Below are 24,213 nucleotides of genomic sequence, written 5' to 3'. Positions count from 1 at the left end.
GTTTTTTATTCCAGACTTTTGTGCAGAAAAATCATTAACCGGTCGATACTGCGATACCCCACCGCCTCTTGCAGATGATGACGCGTAATCTGCGCCTCGCCTGCTAAATCCGCGATAGTCCGTGCCACCTTCAGAATGCGCTGCCACGCACGCACTGATAACCCAAGTGAATTCAGCACCTCTTCAAGCCACGTTGCATCATCCTGCGCCAGTTCGCACCAGCGCTGAATTTCCGCATTCGATAAATGCGCGTTCACTTTCCCACTGCGCGATATCTGGCGTTGCCGGGCAGCGACAACACGATGTAACACCTCAGCACTGCTTTCACTCCGCTGCTGCTGCTGGCTTAGCGTGCCGCTGGGCAGCAGAGGGATCTCGATGGAAAGATCAAAACGGTCCAGGAAGGGGCCGGAGAGACGGTTCAGGTAGCGCAGCACCTGCTGCGGGCTGCTGCGGTTATGCGTCCCCTGATAATGGCCGGTTGGGCTGGGGTTCATCGCGCCAATTAATTGAAAGCGTGCCGGATAGGTGACTTTCGCGCGGGCGCGCGAAATCGCAATCTCGCCAGACTCAATCGGTTCCCGCAAGGCATCCAGCACCCTGCGTTCGAATTCCGGCAACTCATCGAGAAAAAGCACCCCATTATGCGCCAGCGAAATTTCACCGGGGCGCGGCAGAGATCCTCCACCCACCAATGCATACAATGATCCGCTATGATGGGGCGCGCGAAATGGACGCTTACGCCACTGACGGTGGAGATTGCCACTGCTGACCAGGCTGGCAATAGCCGCGCATTCCAGCGCCTCCTGGTCGTTCAGGGGAGGCATGATACCGGGTAAGCGAGTGGCCAGCATGGTTTTCCCGGTCCCTGGCGGTCCCAGCAGCAGCAGGTTGTGCCCGCCTGCGGCGGTAATCTCCAGCGCTCGCCGTCCCTGCTCCTGACCAATGATGTCGCTCAAATCCTGCGTTTCCTGGTCCATCTCCTGCGGCTGATATCGGGCTACGGTCAATTCCGTCTGGTTATGCAGAAATGCGCAGATCTCCAGCAGATGCTTGCCGACAAGGGTAACGCTTTCCTGAATTAAACCGACATCCTGTTGATTCTGTTCAGAGAGTACCATTTGCCTGCCGGCCTGCAACGCAGCCATAGCCGCAGGAATCGCGGCCTGAACGCCACAGAGCGCGCCGTTCAGCGCTAATTCACCCAGGAATTCATATTGCGTGAGTTTCGCGTCAGGAAGCTGCTCTGAGGCGGCGAGAATTGCAATGGCGATCGGCAGGTCATAGCGTCCACCTTCTTTAGGCAGATCCGCCGGCGCAAGATTGATGGTGATGCGCTTTGCCGGGAAGGTAAAACCACTATTGATAATGGCGCTACGCACCCTTTCCCGCGCCTCTTTGACGGTTGTTTCCGGCAACCCGACCAGCGTTAAGGCGGGCAAGCCATTGCTGATATGCACTTCAACGGTCACCAGCGGCGCCTGCACGCCCAGTGCCGCTCGTGTTAAAACCCGGGATAAAGACATAACGACTCCTTGTTATCTCTAGCCTGCGGGTCTTCCCTGGGCACGTCTAATCCATATAAGGATAACTGTGCGATAAATTCCGTAATTTCATCGTTATTTGCTGCACGTTAATCGCTTTTGTAAGCGAGATCGCAAATGAGAAGGGACGGTTACGTCGCGTTCGTAATGAATATTTATCACAAATCTAAATAACCGTTTACTTACAAGGTGATAACCGCGTCTTTGTCAATGCGTCATAAAAAATTCTGATGAAAATTATTGTCAATGCACAAGTAACTATGGTAACTCTGTAGGTATTACTTCGAACAATCGAAAAAACGAACAACACATGAAAGCCCTTCTACAAGTGATTAGCCTAGTCGTGATTAGCGTGGTGGTGATTATTATCCCACCGTGCGGGGCTACGCTTGGAGAAAGAAAGGCTTAAAAATCAAGCCTGGAATTCGAAAAACCCCCGCACCGAAAGGTCCGGGGGTTTTTTTTCGACCAGACAAAATATCAGCGAATCATCGAGGAACAGATAATGAACAGTAGCATAAAATTCTGTTGTTCCCGCAGGGATACAGGAGAATAACCATGACAGGTGCACAGTGGGTAGTTCAGGCTTTACGCGCGCAGGGTGTTGAGACAGTGTTTGGCTATCCTGGCGGTGCCATCATGCCAGTGTACGATGCGCTCTACGATGGCGGCGTGGAACACCTACTGTGTCGGCATGAGCAAGGTGCGGTGATGGCGGCGATTGGTTATGCGCGTGCCACAGGCAAGACCGGCGTATGTATCGCCACCTCAGGTCCGGGCGCGACCAACCTGATCACCGGCCTGGCCGATGCGATGATGGATTCCATCCCGGTTGTGGCAATCACCGGGCAGGTCTCCTCCTCGTTCATCGGTACCGATGCCTTTCAGGAAATTGATGTTCTCGGCCTGTCACTCGCCTGCACCAAACACAGTTTCCTCGTTGAATCCCTTGATGATTTACCCTCAGTGATGGCTGAAGCCTTCGCCATCGCTCAGTCCGGCCGCCCTGGCCCGGTGCTGGTTGATATCCCGAAAGACATTCAAATCGCCAGCGGCGAGCTGACGCCACATCTGCTGCCGGTGGTCGATGCGCTGAGCCACTCGCCTCAGCACATCGCGGAAGCGCGCGCGCTGATGGCGCAGGCGAAAAAGCCGATGCTGTATATCGGTGGCGGTGTCGGGATGGCGCAGGCGGTTCCGGCGCTGCGTGCCATGGCGGAGGAAACCGGCATTCCGATGGCGGCGACCCTGAAAGGTCTGGGCAGCGCCGACGCCAGCAGCGAGGTTTACCTGGGTATGCTGGGGATGCACGGCACCAAAGCCGCCAACCTTGCGGTGCAGTCGTGTGATCTGTTGATTGCCGTCGGCGCGCGCTTTGACGACCGCGTGACCGGCAAGCTGGACACCTTCGCACCGCACGCCAGCGTTATCCACATCGATATCGATCCTGCCGAGCTGAACAAACTGCGTCGTGCGCATGTTTCCCTACAGGGCGATATGAACCAGGTGCTGGCTGCGCTGAGTATGCCGCTGCAAATTGACGCATGGCGCACTGAAGTCAACGCGATGAAAGCTGAATTCGCCTGGCGTTACGATCACCCAGGCGAAGCGATTTACGCGCCGCTGCTGCTGAAGCAACTCTCCGATCGCAAAGCCGACAGCGCGGTGGTGACTACCGACGTAGGTCAGCATCAGATGTGGGCGGCTCAGCATATGTCGTTCAGCGCTCCGGAGAACTTCATTACCTCCAGCGGCCTGGGCACCATGGGTTTCGGCCTGCCGGCTGCGGTGGGCGCCCAGGTTGCCCGTCCTGACGATACCGTGATCTGCGTATCCGGTGACGGTTCGATCATGATGAATATCCAGGAGCTGGGTACCATCAAACGTGGCAAGCTGCCGGTAAAAATTCTGCTGCTGGATAACCAGCGCCTCGGCATGGTGCGCCAGTGGCAGCAGTTGTTCTTTGATGGTCGCTACAGCGAAACCATCCTGACTGATAACCCCGATTTCCTCACGCTGGCCAGCGCTTTTGATATCCCCGGCCAGCGCATCACCCGTAAAGATCAGGTCGACGCCGCCCTTGATGCTCTGCTGAACAGTGAAGGTCCTTACTTCCTGCATGTTGCGATTGATGAGCATGAAAACGTCTGGCCATTGGTACCGCCGGGTGCCAGCAACGCAAACATGATGGAGAAAACAGTATGAACCAGCATCAATTGTCTATCGAAGCCCGCTTCCGCCCTGAAATATTGGAGCGCATTTTGCGTGTCGTGCGCCACCGCGGTTTCCAGGTGTGCGCCATGAACATGGCATCAGCCGTTAATGCCGAAAACATTAATATCGAAATGACCGTTGCCAGCCAGCGCTCTGTCGATTTACTGTCTTCGCAGTTAAGCAAACTGATGGATGTCGCGTGCGTCCAGATTCAACAACAGACAACACAACAAATCCGTGCCTAGTCGCGAAAGGAAATAACAATGAGTACGAAGAAAGCAGACTTTATTTGGTTCAATGGGGAGATGGTTAAGTGGGAAGACGCCAAGGTTAGCGTCATGTCTCACGCGTTGCATTACGGTACTTCTGTGTTTGAAGGCGTGCGTTGCTACGACTCACACAAAGGCCCGGTGGTGTTCCGTCATCGCGAACACATGCAGCGTCTGCACGACTCCGCCAAAATCTACCGCTTCCCGATCAAAGCCAGCGTGGATGAACTGATGGAAGCCTGCCGTGAAGTGTTGCGCGTCAACAAACTGAAAAGCGCTTATATCCGTCCGCTGGCTTTCGTGGGCGACGTGGGCCTGGGTGTGAACCCGCCAGATGGCTACACCACCGACGTGATCATCGCCGCGTTCCCGTGGGGTGCTTACCTGGGCGCCGAAGCGCTGGAGCAGGGCATTGATGCCATGGTCTCTTCATGGAACCGCGTTGCACCGAACACCCTGCCGACCGCAGCAAAAGCCGGTGGTAACTACCTCTCTTCTCTGCTGGTAGGTAGCGAAGCGCGTCGCCACGGCTATCAGGAAGGTATCGCTCTCGACACCAACGGCTATATTTCAGAAGGTGCTGGTGAAAACCTGTTCGAAGTGAAAGATGGCATCCTGTTCACGCCGCCGTTCACCTCTTCTGCGCTGCCGGGCATCACCCGCGACGCCATCATCAAACTGGCGAAAGACATGGGTATCGAAGTTCGCGAGCAGGTGCTGTCCCGCGAATCGCTGTATCTGGCTGACGAAGTGTTTATGTCCGGTACTGCGGCGGAAATCACCCCGGTACGCAGCGTTGACGGTATCCAGGTGGGCGAAGGCAAATGCGGTCCGGTAACCAAACGCATTCAGCAGGCGTTCTTTGGCCTGTTCACCGGCGAGACCGAAGACAAATGGGGCTGGTTAGATCCAGTTAACCCATAACAAGACTTTTCGCGGACGCAACTGCGTCCGCGTGCCTTTTCTTACTGGAGTAAATAGAGCATGCCTAAGTACCGTTCCGCCACCACCACCCATGGCCGTAACATGGCGGGTGCCCGTGCCTTGTGGCGCGCGACAGGAATGACCGACGCCGATTTCGGAAAACCGATTATCGCCGTGGTCAACTCATTCACTCAATTCGTGCCAGGCCACGTCCACCTGCGCGATCTCGGCAAACTGGTCGCAGAACAAATCGAAGCGGCTGGCGGTGTGGCTAAAGAGTTCAACACCATTGCGGTGGATGATGGTATCGCCATGGGTCATGGCGGCATGCTGTATTCACTGCCTTCGCGCGAACTGATCGCCGACTCCGTCGAGTACATGGTGAACGCCCACTGTGCTGATGCCATGGTGTGTATCTCCAACTGCGACAAAATCACCCCCGGTATGCTGATGGCGTCACTGCGCCTGAATATCCCGGTGATCTTCGTCTCTGGTGGTCCGATGGAAGCGGGTAAAACCAAGCTGTCCGACAAGATCATCAAGCTGGACTTGGTCGATGCGATGATTCAGGGCGCTAACCCGAACGTCAGCGACGCCGACAGTGAGCAGATCGAACGTTCAGCCTGTCCGACCTGCGGCTCCTGTTCCGGTATGTTCACCGCCAACTCGATGAACTGTCTGACCGAAGCGCTGGGCCTGTCACAGCCGGGCAACGGTTCGCTGCTGGCGACCCACGCCGACCGCAAAGATCTGTTTATCAACGCGGGCAAACGCATCGTTAACCTGACCAAACAGTATTACGAGCAGGATGATGAGCGCGCGCTGCCGCGCAACATCGCCAGCAAAGCGGCATTTGAAAACGCTATGACGCTGGATATCGCCATGGGCGGTTCCACCAACACCGTGTTGCACCTGCTGGCGGCGGCGCAGGAAGGCGAAATCGACTTCAACATCTCCGACATCGATCGTCTGTCGCGCAAAGTACCCCACCTGTGCAAAGTGGCGCCGAGCACCCAGAAATATCATATGGAAGACGTGCACCGTGCCGGTGGCGTTCTCGGCATCCTCGGCGAGCTGGATCGCGCCGGTCTGCTGCATACCGACGTGCGCAACGTGCTGGGTCTGAACCTGCGTGAGACGCTGGATCAGTACGACATCATGCTGACCAAAGACGAGGCGGTGAAGAAGATGTTCCGCGCCGGTCCGGCGGGAATCCGCACCACCCAGGCATTCTCGCAGGACTGCCGCTGGGACACGCTGGATGATGACCGTCAGGAAGGTTGTATCCGCACCCGTGAACACGCCTTCTCGCAGGATGGTGGTCTGGCGGTGCTGTACGGCAACCTCGCGGAAGATGGCTGTATCGTGAAAACCGCCGGTGTGGATAAAGAGATCCTCACCTTCAAAGGCCCGGCCAAAGTTTACGAAAGCCAGGATGATGCGGTAGAAGCGATCCTCGGCGGCAAAGTGGTGGCTGGCGACGTGGTGGTGATTCGTTACGAAGGGCCGAAAGGCGGACCGGGGATGCAGGAAATGCTCTATCCGACCACCTACCTGAAATCAATGGGCCTCGGCAAAAGCTGTGCGCTGATCACCGACGGTCGTTTCTCCGGCGGTACTTCAGGTCTGTCCATCGGTCACGCCTCACCGGAAGCAGCCAGCGGCGGCACCATCGCGCTGGTGAAAGACGGCGACATGATCGAAATCGACATCCCGAACCGCGGCATCAAGCTGGCGGTGGCGGATAACGAACTGCACGCTCGTCGTGAAGCAGAAGAAGCGCGTGGTGAGGCGGCCTATACGCCGCACGGCCGTGTGCGTCAGGTCTCCTTCGCGCTGCGTGCTTACGCATCACTCGCGACCAGCGCTGACAAAGGCGCGGTGCGCGATAAGTCCAAGCTGGGAGGCTAACAGATGGCTGAGTCTCAACCGCTACCCGCGGCGCCCTGCGGCGCGGAGTATTTGCGCGCGGTATTGCGTTCACCGGTGTACGAAGTGGCACAGGTCACGCCGTTACAGAAAATGGAAAAAATTTCATCGCGTCTTGGCAACACCATTCTGGTGAAGCGTGAAGATCGTCAGCCGGTGCACAGCTTCAAGCTGCGCGGGGCTTACGCGATGATTGCCGGGCTGAACGAGGAGCAAAAAGCACGCGGCGTGGTCACGGCATCGGCCGGTAACCATGCTCAGGGCGTGGCGCTCTCGGCCAGCCGGCTTGGCATCAAATCACTGATTGTGATGCCGGTGGCCACGGCAGATATCAAGGTTGATGCGGTGCGCGCATTTGGCGGTGAGGCTTACCTGTTTGGGGCCAACTTTGACGAGGCGAAAGCCAAAGCCATCGAATTGTCGGAGCAGCAGGGTTACACCTTTGTGCCGCCATTCGACCATCCGGCGGTGATCGCCGGACAGGGCACGCTGGCGATGGAACTGCTGCAACAGGATGCGCATCTCGACCGCGTCTTTGTGCCGGTGGGCGGTGGCGGTCTGGCGGCGGGCGTCGCGGTGTTGATCAAGCAGCTGATGCCGCAGATCAAGGTGATTGCCGTGGAGTCGGAAGACTCGGCCTGCCTGAAAGCGGCGCTGGAAGCGGGTCATCCGGTTGATCTGGCGCGCGTCGGGTTATTTGCGGAAGGCGTGGCGGTGAAGCGTATCGGCAGCGAAACCTTCCGGCTGTGCCAGGAATATCTCGACGACATCATCACCGTGGATAGCGATGCCATCTGCGCGGCGATGAAGGATCTGTTCGAGGATGTGCGTGCGGTGGCGGAGCCTTCGGGCGCGCTGGCGCTGGCAGGCATGAAAAAGTACATCCAGCAGCACGACATCAAAGGCGAACGCCTGGCGCACGTATTGTCGGGCGCTAACGTGAACTTCCACGGCCTGCGTTACGTCTCTGAGCGTTGCGAGCTGGGCGAACAGCGTGAGGCGCTGCTGGCGGTCACCATTCCCGAGCAGCAGGGCAGTTTCCTGAAGTTCTGCCAGACGCTGGGCGGCCGCTCAGTGACCGAGTTCAACTATCGCTACGCGGATGCCGACAACGCCTGCATCTTCGTCGGCGTGCGTTTAACCCGTGGGCGGGAGGAGCGCAGCGAAATCATCAGTCAGCTCGCTGAAGGCGGCTACCATGTGGTGGATCTGTCCGACGACGAAATGGCGAAGCTGCACGTACGCTACATGGTTGGCGGCCGTCCATCCAAGCCGCTGCGTGAGCGTCTGTTCAGCTTTGAATTCCCGGAAGCGCCAGGCGCGTTGCTGAAGTTCCTGCAAACGCTGGGTACGCACTGGAATATCTCGCTGTTCCACTATCGCAGCCACGGCACCGACTTTGGTCGGGTGCTGGCGGCGTTTGAACTGGGTGATGACGAACCGCGCTTTGAGGAGCATCTCACGGCGCTGGGTTATGACTTCCACGACGAAGCCAACAACCCGGCGTTCCGTTTCTTCCTCGCTGGCCAGTAATTACAACAGGTGCCAGAACGCATTGATAAGCGGCTCTCCGAGCCGCTTTTTTTGTACGCACACGCCAAGCTCCAGCGGCGCGACTGACTCCGCATTCTCCAGCACCAGCACGCGATTACGCACCGGCTCCGGGCTATTTTCCAGCACCACATCGGGCAGCAACGCAATGCCACAACCGAGCGCCACCATCGAGACAATCGCCTCATGGCCTGAGACCGTGGCGTAAATCAGCGGATTGGGAATGCGACGACGGCGGAACCACAGGTCGATACCGCGGCGCGCAGGCCCTTGTTCCGGCAGGATAAAGGGAATTTGCGCCCAGTCAGGTTCCTCCTGCGTCGCCTGGTTGCGCACCGGGCAGGGCAGCGCCGGGGCGATCAGCACCTGCGGAATCAGCCCGAGTGGCGTAAAATCAATGCTGGCGGGCAGCGATTCAGGGCGACCGGCAATCGCTAAATCCGCCTCGCCGGACTGCACCATGCTAATCGCATCGGCGGCATCGCCCGTGGTGAGTTTGATCTCCACCTGCGGATGCTCCGCGCGGAAGCGATCAAGAATCGGTGGCAGGTGGCTGTAGGCGGCGGTCACCGAGCAGAACAGACGCAGCTCGCCGCTCAGCGAAGGTCCATTCAGGTCCATCACATGACGCAGTTGCTGATATTGCAACAGGGTTTGCTGCGCGAACTGGCGCAGCCGTTCACCGGCTTCAGTCAGCGTCACGGTACGGTTATCACGCAGAAATAGCGCGTGGCCCACATCTTCCTCAAGGCGCTGAATCTGGCGCGACAGGGTGGACGGACTGACATGCATGGCTCGCGCCGTGCGGCCAAAGTGGCAGCTCTCAGTCAGATGGAGGAAGAGTTTCAGGTCTCGTAAATCCATGCGCGGGTAACCTCAAAGTGATATTGCAAATCCTGCAACGTGACCTTGTAAATATATCAATTTAAGCAACAGATTTCCTGTCATATGATGGGGTCATTCGCGGCGCTGCTTACAGCGTCGTTACCGAACAAAGCAAACACAACATCTAACCGGAGTACCCATGGCTAACTACTTCAACACATTGAATCTGCGCAATCAGTTAGCGCAGTTAGGCAAATGTCGTTTCATGGCGCGCGATGAATTCGCGGATGGCGCCAGCTTCCTGAAAGGTAAGAAAGTCGTCATCGTTGGCTGTGGTGCTCAGGGCCTGAACCAGGGTCTGAACATGCGTGACTCTGGTCTGGATGTGTCTTACGCACTGCGTGCAGAGGCGATTGCTGAGAAACGTGCATCATTCCGCAAAGCGACTGATAACGGCTTCAAAGTGGGTACTTACGAAGAGCTGATCCCGCAGGCGGACCTGGTGGTTAACCTGACGCCGGACAAACAGCACTCTGCGGTGGTTCAGGCTGTACAGCCGCTGATGAAAGACGGCGCAGCGCTGGGCTACTCACACGGTTTCAACATCGTTGAAGTGGGCGAAACCATCCGTAAAGACATCACCGTGGTGATGGTGGCGCCGAAGTGCCCGGGTACGGAAGTGCGTGAAGAGTACAAACGTGGTTTCGGCGTACCGACGCTGATCGCGGTTCACCCGGAAAACGATCCGAAAGGCGAAGGCATGGCGATTGCTAAAGCCTGGGCTGCGGCGACCGGTGGCGACCGTGCCGGCGTACTGGAATCTTCTTTCGTTGCTGAAGTGAAATCTGACCTGATGGGCGAGCAGACTATCCTGTGCGGTATGTTGCAGGCAGGTTCACTGCTGTGCTTCGACAAGCTGGTGGCAGAAGGTACTGACGCGACTTACGCAGAAAAACTGATTCAGTTCGGCTGGGAAACCATCACCGAATCACTGAAATTCGGCGGCATCACCCTGATGATGGATCGCCTGTCTAACCCGGCGAAACTGCGTGCTTACGCACTGTCTGAGCAGCTGAAAACCATCATGGCTCCGCTGTTCCAGAAGCACATGGATGACATCATCTCCGGCGAATTCTCTTCCGGCATGATGGCTGACTGGGCGAACGACGACAAAAACCTGCTGACCTGGCGTGAAGAGACCGGCCAGACTGCGTTCGAAACGGCTGCCCAGTACGAAGGTAAAATCGACGAGCAGGAATACTACGACAAAGGCGTGGTGATGGTAGCGATGGTGAAAGCGGGCGTTGAGCTGGCCTTCGAAACCATGGTTGACGCGGGCATCATCGAAGAGTCTGCTTACTACGAATCACTGCACGAGCTGCCGCTGATCGCGAACACCATCGCACGTAAGCGTCTGTATGAAATGAACGTGGTTATCTCCGATACCGCCGAATACGGTAACTACCTGTTCTCCTTCGCGGCCGTTCCGCTGCTGAAAGAGTTCATGACCACGCTGCAACCGGGCGACCTGGGCAAAGCGGTGGAAGGGACTCAGGTAGATAACGCACAGCTGCGTGACGTGAACGAAGCCGTTCGTCAGCATCCGATCGAAGCGGTTGGCCGCAAACTGCGTGGCTACATGACCGACATGAAACGTATCGCTGTCGCTGGCTAAGCCGCACACCGCACCGTTTTCAGCACAAAAAACCCCGGCTTGCCGGGGTTTTTTACTTCATCCGCAACCGCATCACGCCGCTTCATACCGCCTCAGCGCATTCACCCAGGTCGGCATCAATGCCGACCCTACGGCGTAGGGTGGCCATTTATGGCCACCGCGCTCATTCCTGCGCCGTCGAACCAATAAAAAACCCGGCCGGAGCCGGGCTTTTTACTTCATCCGCAACCGCATCGCACCGCCTCAGCGCATTTACCCAGCCCGGCATTAATGCCGACCCTATGCCGTAGGGTGGTCATTTATGACCACCGCGCTCATTCCTGCGCCGCCGAACCAATAAAAACCCCGGCTTGCCGGGGGTTTTTACTTAACCCGCAACCGCATCGCACCGCCTCAACGCATTCACCCAGGTCGGCATCAATGCCGGCCCTACGGCGTAGGGTGGCCATTTATGGCCACCGCGCGCATTTCCGCGCCGCCGAACCAATAAAAAAACCGGGCAGAGCCGGGCTTTTTACTTAACCCGCAACCGCATCACACCGCCTCAGCGCATTCACCCAGGTCGGCATCAATGCCGACCCTACGGCGTAGGGTGGCCATTTATGGCCACCGCGCGCATCTCCGCGCCGCCGAACCAATAAAAAACCCGGCTGGAGCCGGGTTTTTTACTTCATCCGCAATCGCATCACACCGCTTCGTACAGCGTCTGATGGCGCGTTTCTCTACAGGCAATCAACGCAATCAGCGTCAGCGCTGCCATTGATGCCAGGTAATAACCGACTGCCTGCAAACCATAGGTCGCGTTCAGCCAGGTAGCGATATAAGGCGCAACCGAGGCACCGAGAATCGACGACAGGTTATACGAGAACGAGGCACCGGTATAACGCACTTCGGTCGGGAACAGTTCCGGCAGCAGCGCGCCCATCGGGCCAAATGTCAGACCCATAATGCTCAGACCCAGCAGCAGGAAGCCCATCACCAGCACCTGAGAACCGGAACCCAGCAGCACCGGGAACATAAAGGCGAAAGCAATAATCATCAGGGTAATGGTGATCATGGTTTTGCGACGACCAAAACGGTCGGCCAGCAGGCCAGCAATCGGCACCATCACGCCAAAACCAATCACCGCCACCATCAGCATCCACAGGAAGCTGTTACGTGAATAACCCAGTCCCACCGGTATCGGCGCGGTGCCGTAGCTCATTGAATACACGGTCATAATGTAGAACAGCGTATAGGTGGCGAGCATGATAAAGGTGCCGAGAATGGTGGCAAGCCAGTGTTTGCTCAGCAGCGTACCAATCGGGATACGCACCTGTTTTTTCTCTTTCTGTACTTTGGCGAACACCGGGCTTTCATTCAGCGACACGCGCACGTACAGGCCAATGATCACCAGCACCGCAGAGAGGATAAACGGCACGCGCCAGCCCCACTGCATAAACTGCTCATCGGTCAGCAGCCAGGAGAGCAGCAGAAAGGTGCCGTTGGCAAAGAAGAAGCCAATCGGCGCGCCGAGCTGCGGGAACGAACCGTAGAGCGCGCGTTTTTTCGCTGGCGCATTCTCAGTCGCCAGCAGCGCTGCGCCACCCCATTCGCCGCCGAGGCCGAGACCCTGACCAAAACGCGCCAGCGCCAGCAGCAGCGGCGCGGCCACGCCAATGGTCTGATAACCCGGCAGCAGGCCGATCAGCACCGTTGAAACCCCCATCGTCAGCAGCGAAGCGACCAGGGTCGCTTTACGGCCGACACGGTCGCCAAAGTGACCAAACAGCGCGGAACCAATCGGGCGCGCAATAAAGGCGATGGCGAACGTCGCCAGTGACTGTAGCGTCGCGACAGTGGCATCACCCTGCGGGAAGAAAATATGTGGGAAAACAATAACCGCCGCGGTGGCGTAAATATAGAAATCGAAGAATTCGATAGCAGTGCCGACAAGCGACGCAACGACCACTTTGCCGCGCGAGTTCACGGGCGTGTCGTCAGGTTTTTTGTCGAGTGATTCGGTGATGGAGGCTTGCATAACTGTTTCTTAATTGTAAATAGAAACAAAGAATCTTACGCACCTGTATAGCGTCATTCAATGGCGAAAAGCCGCGTCACAACAGGCTTTATCGGCGAAAAAGTGGATAATTTCTGAGTTAATGCAATCTGAGGCGAATGGGAACGGGAAGTGGGGATTTTCTGGCGGGAATCTCTGCAAAAGGGCCAAATAAAAGTGACCCTTTAGCGATTCCTGCTGGCTTTTGGCTTAAAAACAGCCAGCGGGAAACATTTTTTGCTGTTGCGGCAAATGTAACGAACTGCGGCAGCTTACTGTTGCTGGTGGGGCTGCGGCATCTCTTTATCGTCTTTGTATCTGGCGGTGGCGATCCATGCGGCGCAGAACAATGTCAGACGGGCAAAGAAATAGAAAAAGGCCATCAGACCCAGCACCGAACCGAACGCCGCGCCGGAGGGCGACGTCGCCAGCTTCGGCAGGGTAATAGTCATGACAAACTTGATCACCTCAAAACCAATTGCCGCTAGCAGCGTGCCGCGAAACAACGCTTTTTTGCGCGGCTTATGGCGCGGCAGAATCCAGAAAATCCACAGAAACAGCAGATAGTTAGCAAGGATGGAGATCGACAACGCAATGATGGTCAGCGCCGGGCGCAGCCAGTCGATGCCGTCCAGCCCCAGCGCCCTCACAATCGCCGCCTGAGCGGCACCGGCAATCGAGGTTAGCGACAGCGTGATCACCAGCGCCAGCATCAGGCCGGTGAGCGAGACAAAATCGCGCAGATATTTCTTCCAGAACTTCTCCTGATCGTCAGGTTTGCGCTCCCACACATCGCGCGACTGGGCGCGGATCGCTTCACGCAGGTTACCCATCCAGTTAATCCCCGAATACAGCGCCAGCAGCAGGCCGGTCAGACCCACGGTGGCGCGCTGCTGAATCGCGGTATTCACGGTGTTTTTCAGCGTATTGGCCAGATTGGGATCGCTGATGCTGTTAACGATTTTGTTGATCAACTCCGTGAGCAGATCCTGATTCGACGCCAGCACAAAGCCGACCGCCGCAAAGGAAACCATCAAAATCGGTATCAGTGAGAGAAACGAGAAGTAAGTAATGGCCGCGCCAAACTGGCTGCCGAGGCGATCGTTAAATCGCTCCAGCGCACGCAGAAAATGCGCCACCGCCGGAATCGACTGGAACCAGGTCGCGAAGCGCGACACGCGCACGATCGAGCTATCCACATGCTGGTTGCCGGTTTTGATATCAATCAGCGGCTTTTGTTCAGCCGCCTTCTCCTGAGTGTTTTTGTCCGTCATAGACAGTTAGCATCCTGTTGACCGCGAAATTTAAATTATAGCCCGCTAGGTGACATACTCCTGCAAGACCTGGCTCAGCCACTCCATAAACACCCGCACGCGGCGCGCCACATTGCGCCGATGGGGATAGAGCAGGGAGATCGGCATCGGTTTGGCCGGGAAGTGGTGTAGCACCTCAACCAGCTGCCCGGACTCCAGCAGCGGCTGCACGCCAATCGCCGGCACCTGAATAATACCGAGGCCCGCGATACAGGCGGCACGATAGGTTTCGGTGCTATTGACCGTCACCACGCCGCCGGTCTGAATATAATGGCTCTGCCTGCCATCGAAATATTCGAAGCCCGGCGAAGGCTGACCCAGCTGCTGGGTGTAGTGCACCATCGCATGTTGCGACAGGTCTTCCAGCCGCACCGGCATCCCGAAGCGGGAAAGGTAATCGGGGCTGGCGCAGTTAATCAAGGCATGACTTCCGATTTTGCGCGCAATCAGGCCAGAATCCTTCAGCTCACCGACGCGCACCACACAGTCAAATCCTTCACGGATCACATCCACCTGGCGATCGCTGCTGCTAAGCTCTATCTCAATACCGGGATAGTGCTGCAAAAACTCCGGCAGCCGCGGCAGGATAAAGCCGGTCGCCATCGCCACCGACATATCCACACGCAGCTTGCCGCTGAGCGTCGCCGGGTCATGCTGGAACAGGCTGTCCATATCATCCAGCATCGACAGCAAATCGAGGCAGCGATCGTAATAAACCAGCCCATCCTGGGTGAGATGCACGCGGCGCGTCGTGCGATGTAACAGGCGCGTACCCATTTGATTTTCCAGCGCCTGCAACTGACGTGACACGCTGCCTTTCGGCAAACCGAGACTTTCTGCCGCGCGGGTAAAACTGCCCATTTCCGCCACCCGCACAAAAACCTGCATTGCGTGAATTTTATCCATGTTGTTCACCGATTGTTGTTGTTAGTGAAACAGTGCAGCGCATTACTACGAGTTTATAGATCAAAGTTCAGAGAATATCCTTTAAACGTGTTCAATTTTGCAACAGGTGCGAATCATGAGTCATAAAATTGCGTTGATTACGGGTGGTAACCGGGGTTTAGGCAAGAATGCGGCGCTGAAACTGGCCGCAAAAGGCACGGATATCATCTTTACCTTTCGCAGCCACGAAGACGAAGCTCAGGCCGTGGTGAAGGAGATTGAAGTGCTGGGGGCGCGTGCCGCCGCGCTGCTGCTGGATGTCGGTGATACCGGCCAGTTCGGGGGATTCGTTGCCAGGGTTAAAGAGACACTGCAAACGTTATGGCAGCGTGACAACTTTGATTATTTAGTGAACAACGCCGGACACGGCCACTATAAACTGTTCACCGAGACCACCGAAGACGAGTTCGACGCGCTGGTGAATGTGCACTTTAAAGGGCCGTACTTCCTGACACAGCAACTGCTGCCGCTGATTATTGATGGGGGACGCATCCTGAATATCTCCAGCGGACTGACGCGCCTGACCTATCCCGGCTCCGGTACCTATGCGGCGATGAAAGGGGCGATGGAGGTGCTGACGCGCTACCAGGCGAAAGAGCTGGGCGAGCGGCGCATTCGCGTCAATATTCTGGCTCCGGGAGCGATTGAGACCGATTTCGGCGGTGGCCGCGTACGTGATACCAAAGAGATCAACGACACCATCGCCGCGCTGACCGCGCTGGGTCGTGTGGGTCTGCCGGATGATATCGGCGATGCCGTCAGCGCGATCCTGAGCGATGAAACCGGCTGGATCACCGCACAGCGTATTGAAGCATCGGGCGGCCAGGCGCTGTAATCCACCCCATGTAGGGTCGGCGTTGATGCCGACCCGGTCAATAACCGCACGGTTGCGTAGCGGCGCGATGTGCATCGGTGCCTTATAGTTCGATGGTGCCGTCAATCACCGTCACCGTCTGGCCGCCAATCCAGATCGCGTCAGCGCCAAAGTTCACCTCGATACGCCCGGCACGCTGAATGGCGGTGCCCTGACGCGCACGATAATCGCGGGTATCGCCCTGCGCAGCGAAATAGCGCGCCAGACAGGCGTTAGCGCTGCCGGTTACCGGATCTTCCACCAGGCTGCCGTTCTCAACAAACAACGCACGTACCTCATATTGTTCCGCTTCACCTGCTGGCAGCGGGCCAAATGCCGCCACGCCATTGACGCCCGCATGTTTTTGCAGACGCTGCAAATCGCTGGCGTTGGCCTGTATCGCCAGCACCGCCTGAGCGCTGCTCATCGGCAACAGCAACCAGCGAATCCCCATATCCACCACCGTTGGCGACTGCGCCGCCGCAAAAGCGTCGCTGCCGATGGCGCTGCTAATCAGGGCATCGCTGAAGGGGGTCAGGGTGGCTGCCGGTGCCGCAAAGGCCAGCGCGCCGTCGTCGCTGATTTTTACCTCAACCAGACCGACGCCGCACTCCTGCACAATTTTGCCCGGCGTTTTCACCGGCCAGCCTGCCTCCAGCAGCGCATGGGCGGTGCCGAGGGTGGGATGTCCGGCAAATGGCAGCTCGCCGCCTGGCGTGAAAATACGGACGCGATAATCCGCGGCGGCATCCTGCGGCGGCAGGACAAAGGTGGTTTCCGACAGATTGGTCCAGCGGGCAATCGCGGCCAGCTGCGCATCGCTTAAGCTCTGCGCATCCATGATTACCGCCAGCGGGTTACCGTGAAAGGCTGATGAGGTGAAAACGTCCACTTGTTTAAACGTGACTTTCATTAGTCACTCCTTCTCAGTTGAGGTTATCTGAAATCCGGTTTTACATGATGTTGATTGCTAAAGGACATCAACAGGGCTATGAATAGATTAACAATTATGCAACCGGAGTCTGTTATGTTAAAAATTCTTGGGCGCACTTCTTCCATTAACGTGCGCAAAGTTCTGTGGCTGTGTGCAGAACTGGATATTCCTTACGAGCACGAAGATTGGGGTAACGAAAACAAATCTCTTCACGCGCCCGAATTTATGGCGCTGAACCCCAATGCGATGATCCCGGTGATCATCGAAGACGATTTCGTACTGTGGGAATCTAACGCGATCCTGCGCTACCTCGCCACCAGTTACGGCGGCGAATGGCTTTATCCGCAAAATCCCCGCGCCCGCGCGCCCATCGATCAATGGATGGACTGGCAATCCACCGAACTTAACACGTCGTGGCGCTATGCGTTTATGTCGCTGGTGCGCAACTCACCGGCCCATCAGGACCCGCGTCTGCTGGCGGCCGCCTGCAAAGGCTGGGCGCATACCATGGGCATTCTTAATCAGCAGCTGGAGAAAACCGGACGCTACGTTGCCGGGCGTAACTTCACGCTGGCGGATATCCCTATCGGTCTGGCAGTGAACCGCTGGTTTGAAACACCGCTGGAGCACGGCAATCTGCCCGCGGTGCAGACCTATTACGAACGCCTCACCGAACGCGCAGGCTACACCACCTGGGGCCGCAACGGCACGCCCTGATCCTGGCCCGGCGACAGGCCGCTTAGCTCGCAGGCCAGCGCGCCGGTACGCTCCAGCGCCCAGGTGTAACGCGCATCGAACGGATAGCAGCAGGAGAGGCGCAGCGCATGGGTGTAGCGCTCGCTGAGCGAGTACAGCGCACCCGGCGTGACGCAAATCTGCTCCTGTAGCAGCCGATGAAACATCTCCACGGTATCCACTTTCCCCGGCAGTTCGACCCAAAACACAAAGCCGCCGCGCGGCAGGGTAGCGCGGGTGCCGTGCGGAAAATGCCGGGCGATGATGCCGCGCGCCGCATCGAGATTGGCGGCATAACGGCGGCGCAGCGTGCGCAGGTGATGGTCGTAACCGCCGCTGGCGAGAAACTCCGCCAGCACTTCGCTCAGCAGGCGCGATTCAGACATCGACGACACCGCTTTCAGCCGGGCAATCTGCTCATGAAAACGCCCGGCAGCGGTCCAGCCGATGCGAAAATCCGGCGCCACGGTTTTGGTAAAGCTGGTGCAGTAAATCACCCAGCCGTCGCTATCGAACGCTTTCACCGGCGGCGACAGCGGCCAGTCAAACTGCAACTCGTCGTACAGCCCGTCTTCTATTAAAGGAAGATGGTAAGTATTCACTAACTTCGCCAGCCGCTTCTTGTTCTCCAGCGGCATGACATAGCCCAGCGGGTTCTGCGCCCCCGGCATCGCGATCAGCGCCTGAATGCGTTGTTCCAGCAGCAGCATCTCCAGTGCATCCAGCGACAGGCCACGCTGCGGGTCGGTAGGAATCTCCAGCGCCTTCAGCCCCAGCGACGCCAGCAGCGGGAACAGGAAAAAGTAAGTCGGGGATTCCAGCCCCACGCAGTCGCCGGGTTTGGTCACGGCGCGCAGAGCCAGCTGTAACGCTTCCATACAGCCGTGGGTGAGGGTGATGTCCTGCGCGGTGAGATTAATGCCGGTATGCAGGCTGCGGCGCGCAATCTCCTCCCGTAAGCGCTCACTACCGGGCGGAAGTGCATAGCGTCCGACAATCTGCGGATTGCGGCGCAAAACCGAGGCGGTTATCCGGCTCAGGCGCGCAGACGGATACAGATCGCTATCCTGCGGGCAGGCCAGCGAGATATTGGTGTAATCCGGGTGGTTTTGCGCGGCGAACACCTGCTCGATCAACTCCAGCTTTTGGCTGCTGGGATCGTTAACCCTGGCGCGATGCTTTTGTGCCGGCTGGGTCACTGCGGGTAATACGCTTCGCACGTAATAACCGGATTTGGGTCGTGCTTCGATCAGGCCGCGATCTTCCAGCATCTGCCAGGCATTGAGCACGGTATTGATACTTACCTGATGCGATTGCGCCACGCGACGAATTGCCGGTAAGCGTTTACCGGGTTTGAGCGTGCCCTGATGAATCGACTCGGCAAAGCTGTCGGCCAGCTGCTGATACAGCGTCTGGCCTGATGTAAGAGGAAGGGACACAAAAGCCTCCGCGCGCGATGGGTACAATCTTAAATTTGGTTAACTGTATCCATTACAATAGTCGTTTTGTGTCTCTGTTTCCATTGGGTCGCTCCGATTAGCATGAAGCTATGTTGACTCATCAGGAACTGCATCATGCTCGATCCCTCTTTCTTCAGTTATGTCACCGTTATGTCGATCACCCCAGGTCCGAACAACCTGCTGCTTGCCACCTCCGGGGTGAACTTTGGCCTGAAACGCACGCTACCGATGGTGCTCGGCATTCTGCTGGGCTGCGCGGTGCAGCTGGCGTTGGCCGGGGTGGCGCTGGAAGTGCTGCTGCACTGGATGAGCGCTATCCGCCTGCCGTTGACGCTGGTGGGATGTAGTTATCTGCTGTGGCTGTCGTGGAAGATCTTTCGCGCCGGGGCGCCGCAGGCGCGGGAAAGTGCGCGCCCGATGACCATTGTCGGCAGCGCCTGTTTTCAGGCGGTCAATCCCAAAGCCTGGCTGATGGTCACTAACGTGGCGCTGATGTACGTCAACGGCAATGGGGTGATGCCGGTGCTGCTGGGATTTGCGTTGCTTAACCTGCCATGCATTTTAATCTGGGCAGCGCTGGGGGATCGGTTGCGCGGCCATTTGCAGGTTGACTGGAAACGCCAGGCGTTCAACAGCCTGATGGCGCTATCGCTGGTGGCGACCACCGGCTGGATGATTTATGACGCGTTTCAGTTGGTGTGAATGATGCGGGGCGCATCTTAAACGGTGCGCATAAATGCGTCATTGATATCGTGCGGTGATTTAAACGGTGCGCATAAATGCGCACCCTACAGGCGTAGGGTCGGCATTGATGCCGACCCTGTCAAAACCCGCACAGGGCTGCTGCTGCCAACCACGCCAAAGAGCGCATCAATGCGCTCCCTACGGTTTTGCTACTTTCCCACCACATGCGCCGTTTCACGACCTTCGTCGTTCGCCGCCATCGGGGTAACCACCGGTGCGTAATCGAGTTGCAGCACACGGCTGGTATCGGCCAGCACTTTCTCGGTCAGCGCCACGTCGCCATTCAGCTTACGGCCCCACGACGGGATCACCGCGCGGATTTTGGTCTGCCACTCTGGTGAGCGCATCTGTTCCGGGAAGACTTTCGCCATCAGTTCCAGCATGATCGGTGCAGCCGTAGAGGCACCCGGCGAAGCGCCCAGCAGCGCCGAGATGCTGCCGTCTGCGGAGGTCACCACTTCGGTGCCAAGACGCAATACGCCGCCATCTTTCTCATCATTCTTGATGATCTGCACACGCTGACCTGCGGTGACCAGACGCCAGTCTTCCTGCTTCGCCTGAGGCACATAGGCGCGCAGGGCTTCCATCCGGTCGTTGTCGCTTTGCAGAACCTGATCAACCAGATATTTCACCAGGTCGAAGTTTTTCAGGCCTACTTGCATCATCGGCATCAGGTTGCTGCCGTTCATCGCGCCGAACATATCCAGCAGCGAACCTTGTTTCAGGAATTTGGTGGAGAAAGTGGCGAACGGGCCAAACAGCAGCACCTGCTTGCCATCCAGCACGCGGGTATCGACGTGCGGCACCGACATCGGCGGTGCGCCTACCGAGGCTTTGCCGTAGACCTTCGCCATATGCTGCTGCACCACTTCCGGGTTTTCCGTCACCAGGAACGAACCGCCTACCGGGAATCCGGCGTAGCCTTTCACTTCCGGGATACCCGATTTCTGCAACAGCGGCAGGGCCGCGCCGCCCGCACCGATAAACAGCTGGCGCGCGGTCAGCAGACGGCTTTCGCCGCTGACCAGATTATGCAGCGTGACCTGCCAGCGACCGTCGCTCAGGCGTTTGATATCGCGCACGTCCTGACGCAGGCGCAGGCGGAAATTGGCTTTCTTCTCCAGCGCGGCAATCAGCTGACGCGTCACCTCACCGAAGTTAACGTCGGTGCCCATTTCGGTCCAGGTGGCGGCGACTTTCTGCTTATGATTGCGGCCATTCATCACCAGCGGGATCCACTGGCTGATTTGTTCGGCATCGTCCGAGAATGCCATGCCACGGAACAGGGTGCTTTTCTGCAACGCCTGGAATCGTTTGCGCAGGAACTCTACGTTATCGTCGCCCCAGACGAAGCTCATGTGCGGCGTACTGTGGATAAAGCTTTTGGGATTGCGCAGATTGCCTTTCTGAACGTGATGCGCCCAGAACTGGCGGGAAATCTGGAACGATTCGTTAATCGCTACCGCTTTGGCAATGTCGATGCTGCCATCCGCCTTCTGCGGCGTATAGTTCAGCTCTGCCAACGCTGCGTGACCGGTACCGGCGTTGTTCCAGCCATTGGACGACTCTTCCGCAACTGTTGCCAGGCGTTCGACCATCTCAATAGACCAGTCTGGTTCCAGATCCTGCAACCAGGTGCCTAAGGTAGCACTCATCACGCCTGCGCCAATCAGCAGCACATCGACGTCTTTTCGTTCCTGAAGGTTTGCGCTTTCCATGCCAGCAGCGCTAACAGCGAGCGCCAGGTTTACCGCAGTTTTGCTCATGAGGCGACATCTCCTCTCTGTTGACCTGAAGTTCAACAGGTTCGCAGGCGAAACAGCCACGCTTCTTTCGAGCGCGTCGCACTGTTTCTCAAAGGTTAAGACTCAGGTATAAGCCATGGGGCGATAACGGTTAACTGCACGTTATGCATAGTCGTTTGAATATAACATTCTCGTATCGGAATTAAACGTTTGTTTATTTTTTAAAGGCAGAAATGATTCAGCATAAGAATTAATCAGTTCAACCCGCTTGTCATAAGGGATTTTTATCCCCGAATCAGACGGTTACGCGAGTGACTATGTTGCGACATTGTGAGGGGGTTGTATAGGTATGGATAGAGGCTGAAGAATTGCCTTATGCGTAACATCATGAAAAATATGAATTTAACAAAAATTGATTTTTTATGCTGTTTTTATGTTGCGCAATGTTTCGCCAGTCCGTGTAAAAATATTGTTACGTTTATGTGATGGCGGATTTGGGCGCGGCGAAGCGCGCCCGTCAGAGGAAAACTTAATCACGCGGCACACTATCAGGCAGCTTTTTCAGGCTGATCGCCATGCGGTTGTAGGTGTTCATCAGGCCAATTGCCACGTTGAGATCGACAATCTCCTTATCGCTAAACATCGCTTTCACCTGCTCAAACAGCGCATCCGGCGCGCCGTGGCTGGCAATCAGGGTCAGACTCTCTGCCCACGCCAGCGCGGCCTGTTCGCGGGCGTCAAACAACGCGCCAGATTCGTGCCACACCTGGGTTAACACTATCTTGTGCCACGGCATGTCGGCTTTGTGCAGCGCCTGAGTATGCATGTCGATGCAATACGCGCAGCCGTTGATCTGTGAAACACGCAAAAACACCAGCTCCAGCAGGCTCTGCGACAGATCGGTTTGTGATAAATAGCTGTATACGCCGCCGAGGGCTTTCATACCGCCTGGGGCGGCACTGTAAAAATCGATACGTTGGCTCATTTTCCGTTCCTCAATCAGTTATGTTTGCATCTGCATTGTTCACCGCCTTATGGAGCAACGAAAGTGCCAAAAAATGACAAAATCAGTGGCCCATTAACGCTGACGCTGGATCGTGCTGACCAGCGTGGCCTGAGTGAGCAGCTGCACCAGATGCTCAGCACGGCGATTGCCGAAGGACGGCTGGCGGCAGGCGCGCGGCTGCCTTCGTGTCGCGATCTGGCAGTGCAGCTCGGCGTTGCGCGCGGCACGGTGCGTCGCGCCTATGACATGCTGGTCGATAGCCAGCTGCTGGTGGCGAAAGGGGCGGCAGGCACGTTTGTGGCGACCGAGGCATCGGTGCAACCGACGCGTGCGGCGGTGACCGGCGCCGGATCCCCCTTGCTGGAGATGGTGTATGACTACGACACCACGCCGCTCACCTTTCAGATGGGGGTGCCAGCCAGCGATGCCTTTCCGGCCAAAGTCTGGGCGCGCGTGCTGCAACGCCAGGCGCGGCAACAGGCCAATCCGGCGATTGGCTATCCCGATCCGCGTGGCAGTCTGGCACTGCGCCAGGCGCTGGTGGGTTATCTGGCGGTGGCGCGCGGCATTCGCTGTCAGGCGAACCAAATCATGATCACCAACGGCTATGCCGGGGCGCTGGGGCTGATTGCGCTGGCGCTGGGTCTGCACGGCAAACAGGCGTGGATGGAGGAACCGGGCTTTATGCTGGCGCGGGCGGCGCTACAGCAGATGCACGTCACCCCGGTGGGCATTCCCGTCGATGAACAGGGCTTGCAGGTGGACGCGGGCATCGCCAGGGCGCCGGATGCCGCCTTTGCGCTGGTGACGGCGGGGCAGCAGGCACCGCTGGGCGTCACGCTTTCGCTGCCGCGTCGCCAGGCGCTGCTGGCCTGGGCCAACCGCGAGCAGCGCTGGATTATCGAAGATGACTATCTGGGCGAATTGCAGCTTGGCAGCCGTGCGGCACCGGCGCTGGCGGCGATTGATAACGAAGGACGGGTGATCCATGTGGGCACCTTCAGCAAAACCCTCAGCCCGACGCTGCGTCTCGGCTTTGTGGTGGTGCCTGCGGCACTGGCGGCACGCTTTGCCGATACCTGCGCGCTACTGGCACCGGCGTCGTCCGCGTTGTTGCACGATGCGGTGGCCGGATTTCTGCGCGAGGGCCATTTCCTGCGCCATCTGCGGCGGATGAAGCGGGTTTACCATGAGCGGCTGGAGGGTATTGAGGCGGCGCTGCGTCCGCATTTTCCTGATGTGCAGCGCGCCGGGCTGGCGGTGATTGTCCGTTTGCCTGCCGACACGCCAGATCAACAAATCGCGCGTGAGGCGCTGGCCTATGGCCTCGCGCCCTCGCCGCTCTCTATCTGGTATCAGCACGACGAAGGGCGGCAATACGGCTTTATGCTCGGCGTCACCCAGCTGCCGCGCGAGGGTTTTGCCCGCTGCGCCGAACGGCTGAAGTGGCTGGTGGAGGCGCATCAACGACGCATGGACCAATAAAAAACTACGTTCTTGTGCCTTTTT

20 protein-coding genes are annotated in these 24,213 nt (G+C 57.5%); 11 read left to right on the top strand and 9 right to left on the bottom strand.

Translation table 11 applies throughout. The features are described from left to right. Positions 1-5 precede the first annotated feature (5 nt). Complete coding sequence (locus AC6I8V_RS19445; RefSeq protein ID WP_497843805.1) at positions 6-1,526, bottom strand: YifB family Mg chelatase-like AAA ATPase; 1,521 nt, start codon at positions 1,524-1,526, stop codon at positions 6-8. Between the two features lie 328 nt (positions 1,527-1,854). Here AC6I8V_RS19445 and ilvL point away from each other — a divergent pair, with 328 nt between their 5' ends. The 6 genes from ilvL to ilvA all read left to right on the top strand — a co-directional run bounded on the left by ilvL (position 1,855) and on the right by ilvA (position 8,413). After that, positions 1,855-1,953, top strand: coding sequence for an ilv operon leader peptide (gene ilvL / locus AC6I8V_RS19440; protein WP_071783595.1), 99 nt, complete (start codon positions 1,855-1,857; stop codon positions 1,951-1,953). A 149-nt stretch (positions 1,954-2,102) separates the two neighbouring features. After that, positions 2,103-3,749, top strand: a complete 1,647-nt coding sequence (gene ilvG, locus AC6I8V_RS19435) for an acetolactate synthase 2 catalytic subunit (protein WP_497843804.1) — start codon at positions 2,103-2,105, stop codon at positions 3,747-3,749. Then, entirely contained in the window at positions 3,746-4,003 is a 258-nt protein-coding gene (gene ilvM, locus AC6I8V_RS19430) for an acetolactate synthase 2 small subunit (RefSeq protein WP_497843803.1), read from the top strand. The genes ilvG and ilvM overlap by 4 nt, the downstream gene beginning before the upstream one ends. Before the next feature lie 18 nt (positions 4,004-4,021). Continuing rightward, positions 4,022-4,951: a branched-chain-amino-acid transaminase gene (ilvE, locus tag AC6I8V_RS19425; RefSeq protein WP_497843802.1), complete on the top strand. Its 930-nt coding sequence runs from the start codon at positions 4,022-4,024 to the stop codon at positions 4,949-4,951. Between the two features lie 60 nt (positions 4,952-5,011). Continuing rightward, entirely contained in the window at positions 5,012-6,862 is a 1,851-nt protein-coding gene (gene ilvD / locus AC6I8V_RS19420; RefSeq protein WP_497843801.1) for a dihydroxy-acid dehydratase, read from the top strand. Positions 6,863-6,865: 3 nt separating this feature from the next. Then, entirely contained in the window at positions 6,866-8,413 is a 1,548-nt protein-coding gene (gene ilvA / locus AC6I8V_RS19415) for a threonine ammonia-lyase, biosynthetic (RefSeq protein ID WP_497843800.1), read from the top strand. Here ilvA and ilvY read toward each other — a convergent pair whose 3' ends face one another. Continuing rightward, positions 8,414-9,295, bottom strand: a complete 882-nt coding sequence (gene ilvY / locus AC6I8V_RS19410) for an HTH-type transcriptional activator IlvY (protein ID WP_497843799.1) — start codon at positions 9,293-9,295, stop codon at positions 8,414-8,416. Between the two features lie 160 nt (positions 9,296-9,455). Here ilvY and ilvC point away from each other — a divergent pair, with 160 nt between their 5' ends. Beyond that, complete coding sequence (ilvC, locus tag AC6I8V_RS19405) at positions 9,456-10,931, top strand: ketol-acid reductoisomerase (protein WP_497843798.1); 1,476 nt, start codon at positions 9,456-9,458, stop codon at positions 10,929-10,931. A gap of 685 nt (positions 10,932-11,616) precedes the next feature. On the opposite strand, the gene AC6I8V_RS19400 is transcribed toward ilvC, so the two are convergent. The 3 genes from AC6I8V_RS19400 to AC6I8V_RS19390 form a co-directional block, all read right to left on the bottom strand. Beyond that, positions 11,617-12,951, bottom strand: coding sequence for an MFS transporter (locus AC6I8V_RS19400; protein ID WP_497843797.1), 1,335 nt, complete (start codon positions 12,949-12,951; stop codon positions 11,617-11,619). A gap of 290 nt (positions 12,952-13,241) precedes the next feature. Then, positions 13,242-14,243, bottom strand: coding sequence for an inner membrane protein YhjD (gene yhjD / locus AC6I8V_RS19395; RefSeq protein WP_497843796.1), 1,002 nt, complete (start codon positions 14,241-14,243; stop codon positions 13,242-13,244). A gap of 45 nt (positions 14,244-14,288) precedes the next feature. Further along, positions 14,289-15,188: a LysR family transcriptional regulator gene (locus AC6I8V_RS19390; RefSeq protein WP_497843795.1), complete on the bottom strand. Its 900-nt coding sequence runs from the start codon at positions 15,186-15,188 to the stop codon at positions 14,289-14,291. A 115-nt stretch (positions 15,189-15,303) separates the two neighbouring features. Between AC6I8V_RS19390 and AC6I8V_RS19385 the strand changes: the two genes are divergently transcribed. After that, positions 15,304-16,062, top strand: coding sequence for an SDR family NAD(P)-dependent oxidoreductase (locus AC6I8V_RS19385; RefSeq protein WP_497843794.1), 759 nt, complete (start codon positions 15,304-15,306; stop codon positions 16,060-16,062). An 82-nt stretch (positions 16,063-16,144) separates the two neighbouring features. On the opposite strand, the gene AC6I8V_RS19380 is transcribed toward AC6I8V_RS19385, so the two are convergent. Next, positions 16,145-16,993, bottom strand: coding sequence for a PhzF family phenazine biosynthesis protein (locus AC6I8V_RS19380; protein WP_497843793.1), 849 nt, complete (start codon positions 16,991-16,993; stop codon positions 16,145-16,147). A gap of 114 nt (positions 16,994-17,107) precedes the next feature. On the opposite strand from AC6I8V_RS19380, the gene AC6I8V_RS19375 reads away from it, so the two are divergent. Next, positions 17,108-17,731, top strand: coding sequence for a glutathione S-transferase family protein (locus AC6I8V_RS19375; RefSeq protein ID WP_497843792.1), 624 nt, complete (start codon positions 17,108-17,110; stop codon positions 17,729-17,731). On the opposite strand, the gene AC6I8V_RS19370 is transcribed toward AC6I8V_RS19375, so the two are convergent. After that, the gene (locus tag AC6I8V_RS19370) at positions 17,698-19,188 is read right to left on the bottom strand and encodes an aminotransferase-like domain-containing protein (RefSeq protein ID WP_497843791.1); all 1,491 of its coding nucleotides are present in this window, start codon (positions 19,186-19,188) and stop codon (positions 17,698-17,700) included. The genes AC6I8V_RS19375 and AC6I8V_RS19370 overlap by 34 nt on opposite strands. Before the next feature lie 135 nt (positions 19,189-19,323). Between AC6I8V_RS19370 and AC6I8V_RS19365 the strand changes: the two genes are divergently transcribed. Next, positions 19,324-19,911: a LysE family translocator gene (locus tag AC6I8V_RS19365; RefSeq protein ID WP_497843790.1), complete on the top strand. Its 588-nt coding sequence runs from the start codon at positions 19,324-19,326 to the stop codon at positions 19,909-19,911. A 191-nt stretch (positions 19,912-20,102) separates the two neighbouring features. Here AC6I8V_RS19365 and mqo read toward each other — a convergent pair whose 3' ends face one another. Together mqo and AC6I8V_RS19355 are read right to left on the bottom strand one after the other, a co-directional pair. Then, positions 20,103-21,719, bottom strand: coding sequence for a malate dehydrogenase (quinone) (gene mqo / locus AC6I8V_RS19360; RefSeq protein WP_497843789.1), 1,617 nt, complete (start codon positions 21,717-21,719; stop codon positions 20,103-20,105). Between the two features lie 508 nt (positions 21,720-22,227). Beyond that, positions 22,228-22,683, bottom strand: a complete 456-nt coding sequence (locus tag AC6I8V_RS19355; protein ID WP_497843788.1) for a carboxymuconolactone decarboxylase family protein — start codon at positions 22,681-22,683, stop codon at positions 22,228-22,230. Between the two features lie 63 nt (positions 22,684-22,746). On the opposite strand from AC6I8V_RS19355, the gene pdxR reads away from it, so the two are divergent. Continuing rightward, positions 22,747-24,189, top strand: coding sequence for a MocR-like pyridoxine biosynthesis transcription factor PdxR (gene pdxR / locus AC6I8V_RS19350; RefSeq protein ID WP_497843787.1), 1,443 nt, complete (start codon positions 22,747-22,749; stop codon positions 24,187-24,189). Positions 24,190-24,213 lie beyond the last annotated feature (24 nt).

The sequence above is a fragment of the Pantoea sp. X-Soil-TKNS-1207 genome, assembly GCF_059730485.1.
This window is presented reverse-complemented; position numbering and strand designations above follow the sequence as displayed.

Bases quoted from the DNA above. Each gene is read 5' to 3' on its own strand.
- AC6I8V_RS19445 (WP_497843805.1), bottom strand. From the start codon at position 1,526: ATGTCTTTATCCCGGGTTTTAACACGAGCGGCACTGGGCGTGCAGGCG.
- ilvL (WP_071783595.1), top strand. From the start codon at position 1,855: ATGAAAGCCCTTCTACAAGTGATTAGCCTAGTCGTGATTAGCGTGGTG.
- ilvG (WP_497843804.1), top strand. From the start codon at position 2,103: ATGACAGGTGCACAGTGGGTAGTTCAGGCTTTACGCGCGCAGGGTGTT.
- ilvM (WP_497843803.1), top strand. From the start codon at position 3,746: ATGAACCAGCATCAATTGTCTATCGAAGCCCGCTTCCGCCCTGAAATA.
- ilvE (WP_497843802.1), top strand. From the start codon at position 4,022: ATGAGTACGAAGAAAGCAGACTTTATTTGGTTCAATGGGGAGATGGTT.
- ilvD (WP_497843801.1), top strand. From the start codon at position 5,012: ATGCCTAAGTACCGTTCCGCCACCACCACCCATGGCCGTAACATGGCG.
- ilvA (WP_497843800.1), top strand. From the start codon at position 6,866: ATGGCTGAGTCTCAACCGCTACCCGCGGCGCCCTGCGGCGCGGAGTAT.
- ilvY (WP_497843799.1), bottom strand. From the start codon at position 9,295: ATGGATTTACGAGACCTGAAACTCTTCCTCCATCTGACTGAGAGCTGC.
- ilvC (WP_497843798.1), top strand. From the start codon at position 9,456: ATGGCTAACTACTTCAACACATTGAATCTGCGCAATCAGTTAGCGCAG.
- AC6I8V_RS19400 (WP_497843797.1), bottom strand. From the start codon at position 12,951: ATGCAAGCCTCCATCACCGAATCACTCGACAAAAAACCTGACGACACG.
- yhjD (WP_497843796.1), bottom strand. From the start codon at position 14,243: ATGACGGACAAAAACACTCAGGAGAAGGCGGCTGAACAAAAGCCGCTG.
- AC6I8V_RS19390 (WP_497843795.1), bottom strand. From the start codon at position 15,188: ATGGATAAAATTCACGCAATGCAGGTTTTTGTGCGGGTGGCGGAAATG.
- AC6I8V_RS19385 (WP_497843794.1), top strand. From the start codon at position 15,304: ATGAGTCATAAAATTGCGTTGATTACGGGTGGTAACCGGGGTTTAGGC.
- AC6I8V_RS19380 (WP_497843793.1), bottom strand. From the start codon at position 16,993: ATGAAAGTCACGTTTAAACAAGTGGACGTTTTCACCTCATCAGCCTTT.
- AC6I8V_RS19375 (WP_497843792.1), top strand. From the start codon at position 17,108: ATGTTAAAAATTCTTGGGCGCACTTCTTCCATTAACGTGCGCAAAGTT.
- AC6I8V_RS19365 (WP_497843790.1), top strand. From the start codon at position 19,324: ATGCTCGATCCCTCTTTCTTCAGTTATGTCACCGTTATGTCGATCACC.
- mqo (WP_497843789.1), bottom strand. From the start codon at position 21,719: ATGAGCAAAACTGCGGTAAACCTGGCGCTCGCTGTTAGCGCTGCTGGC.
- AC6I8V_RS19355 (WP_497843788.1), bottom strand. From the start codon at position 22,683: ATGAGCCAACGTATCGATTTTTACAGTGCCGCCCCAGGCGGTATGAAA.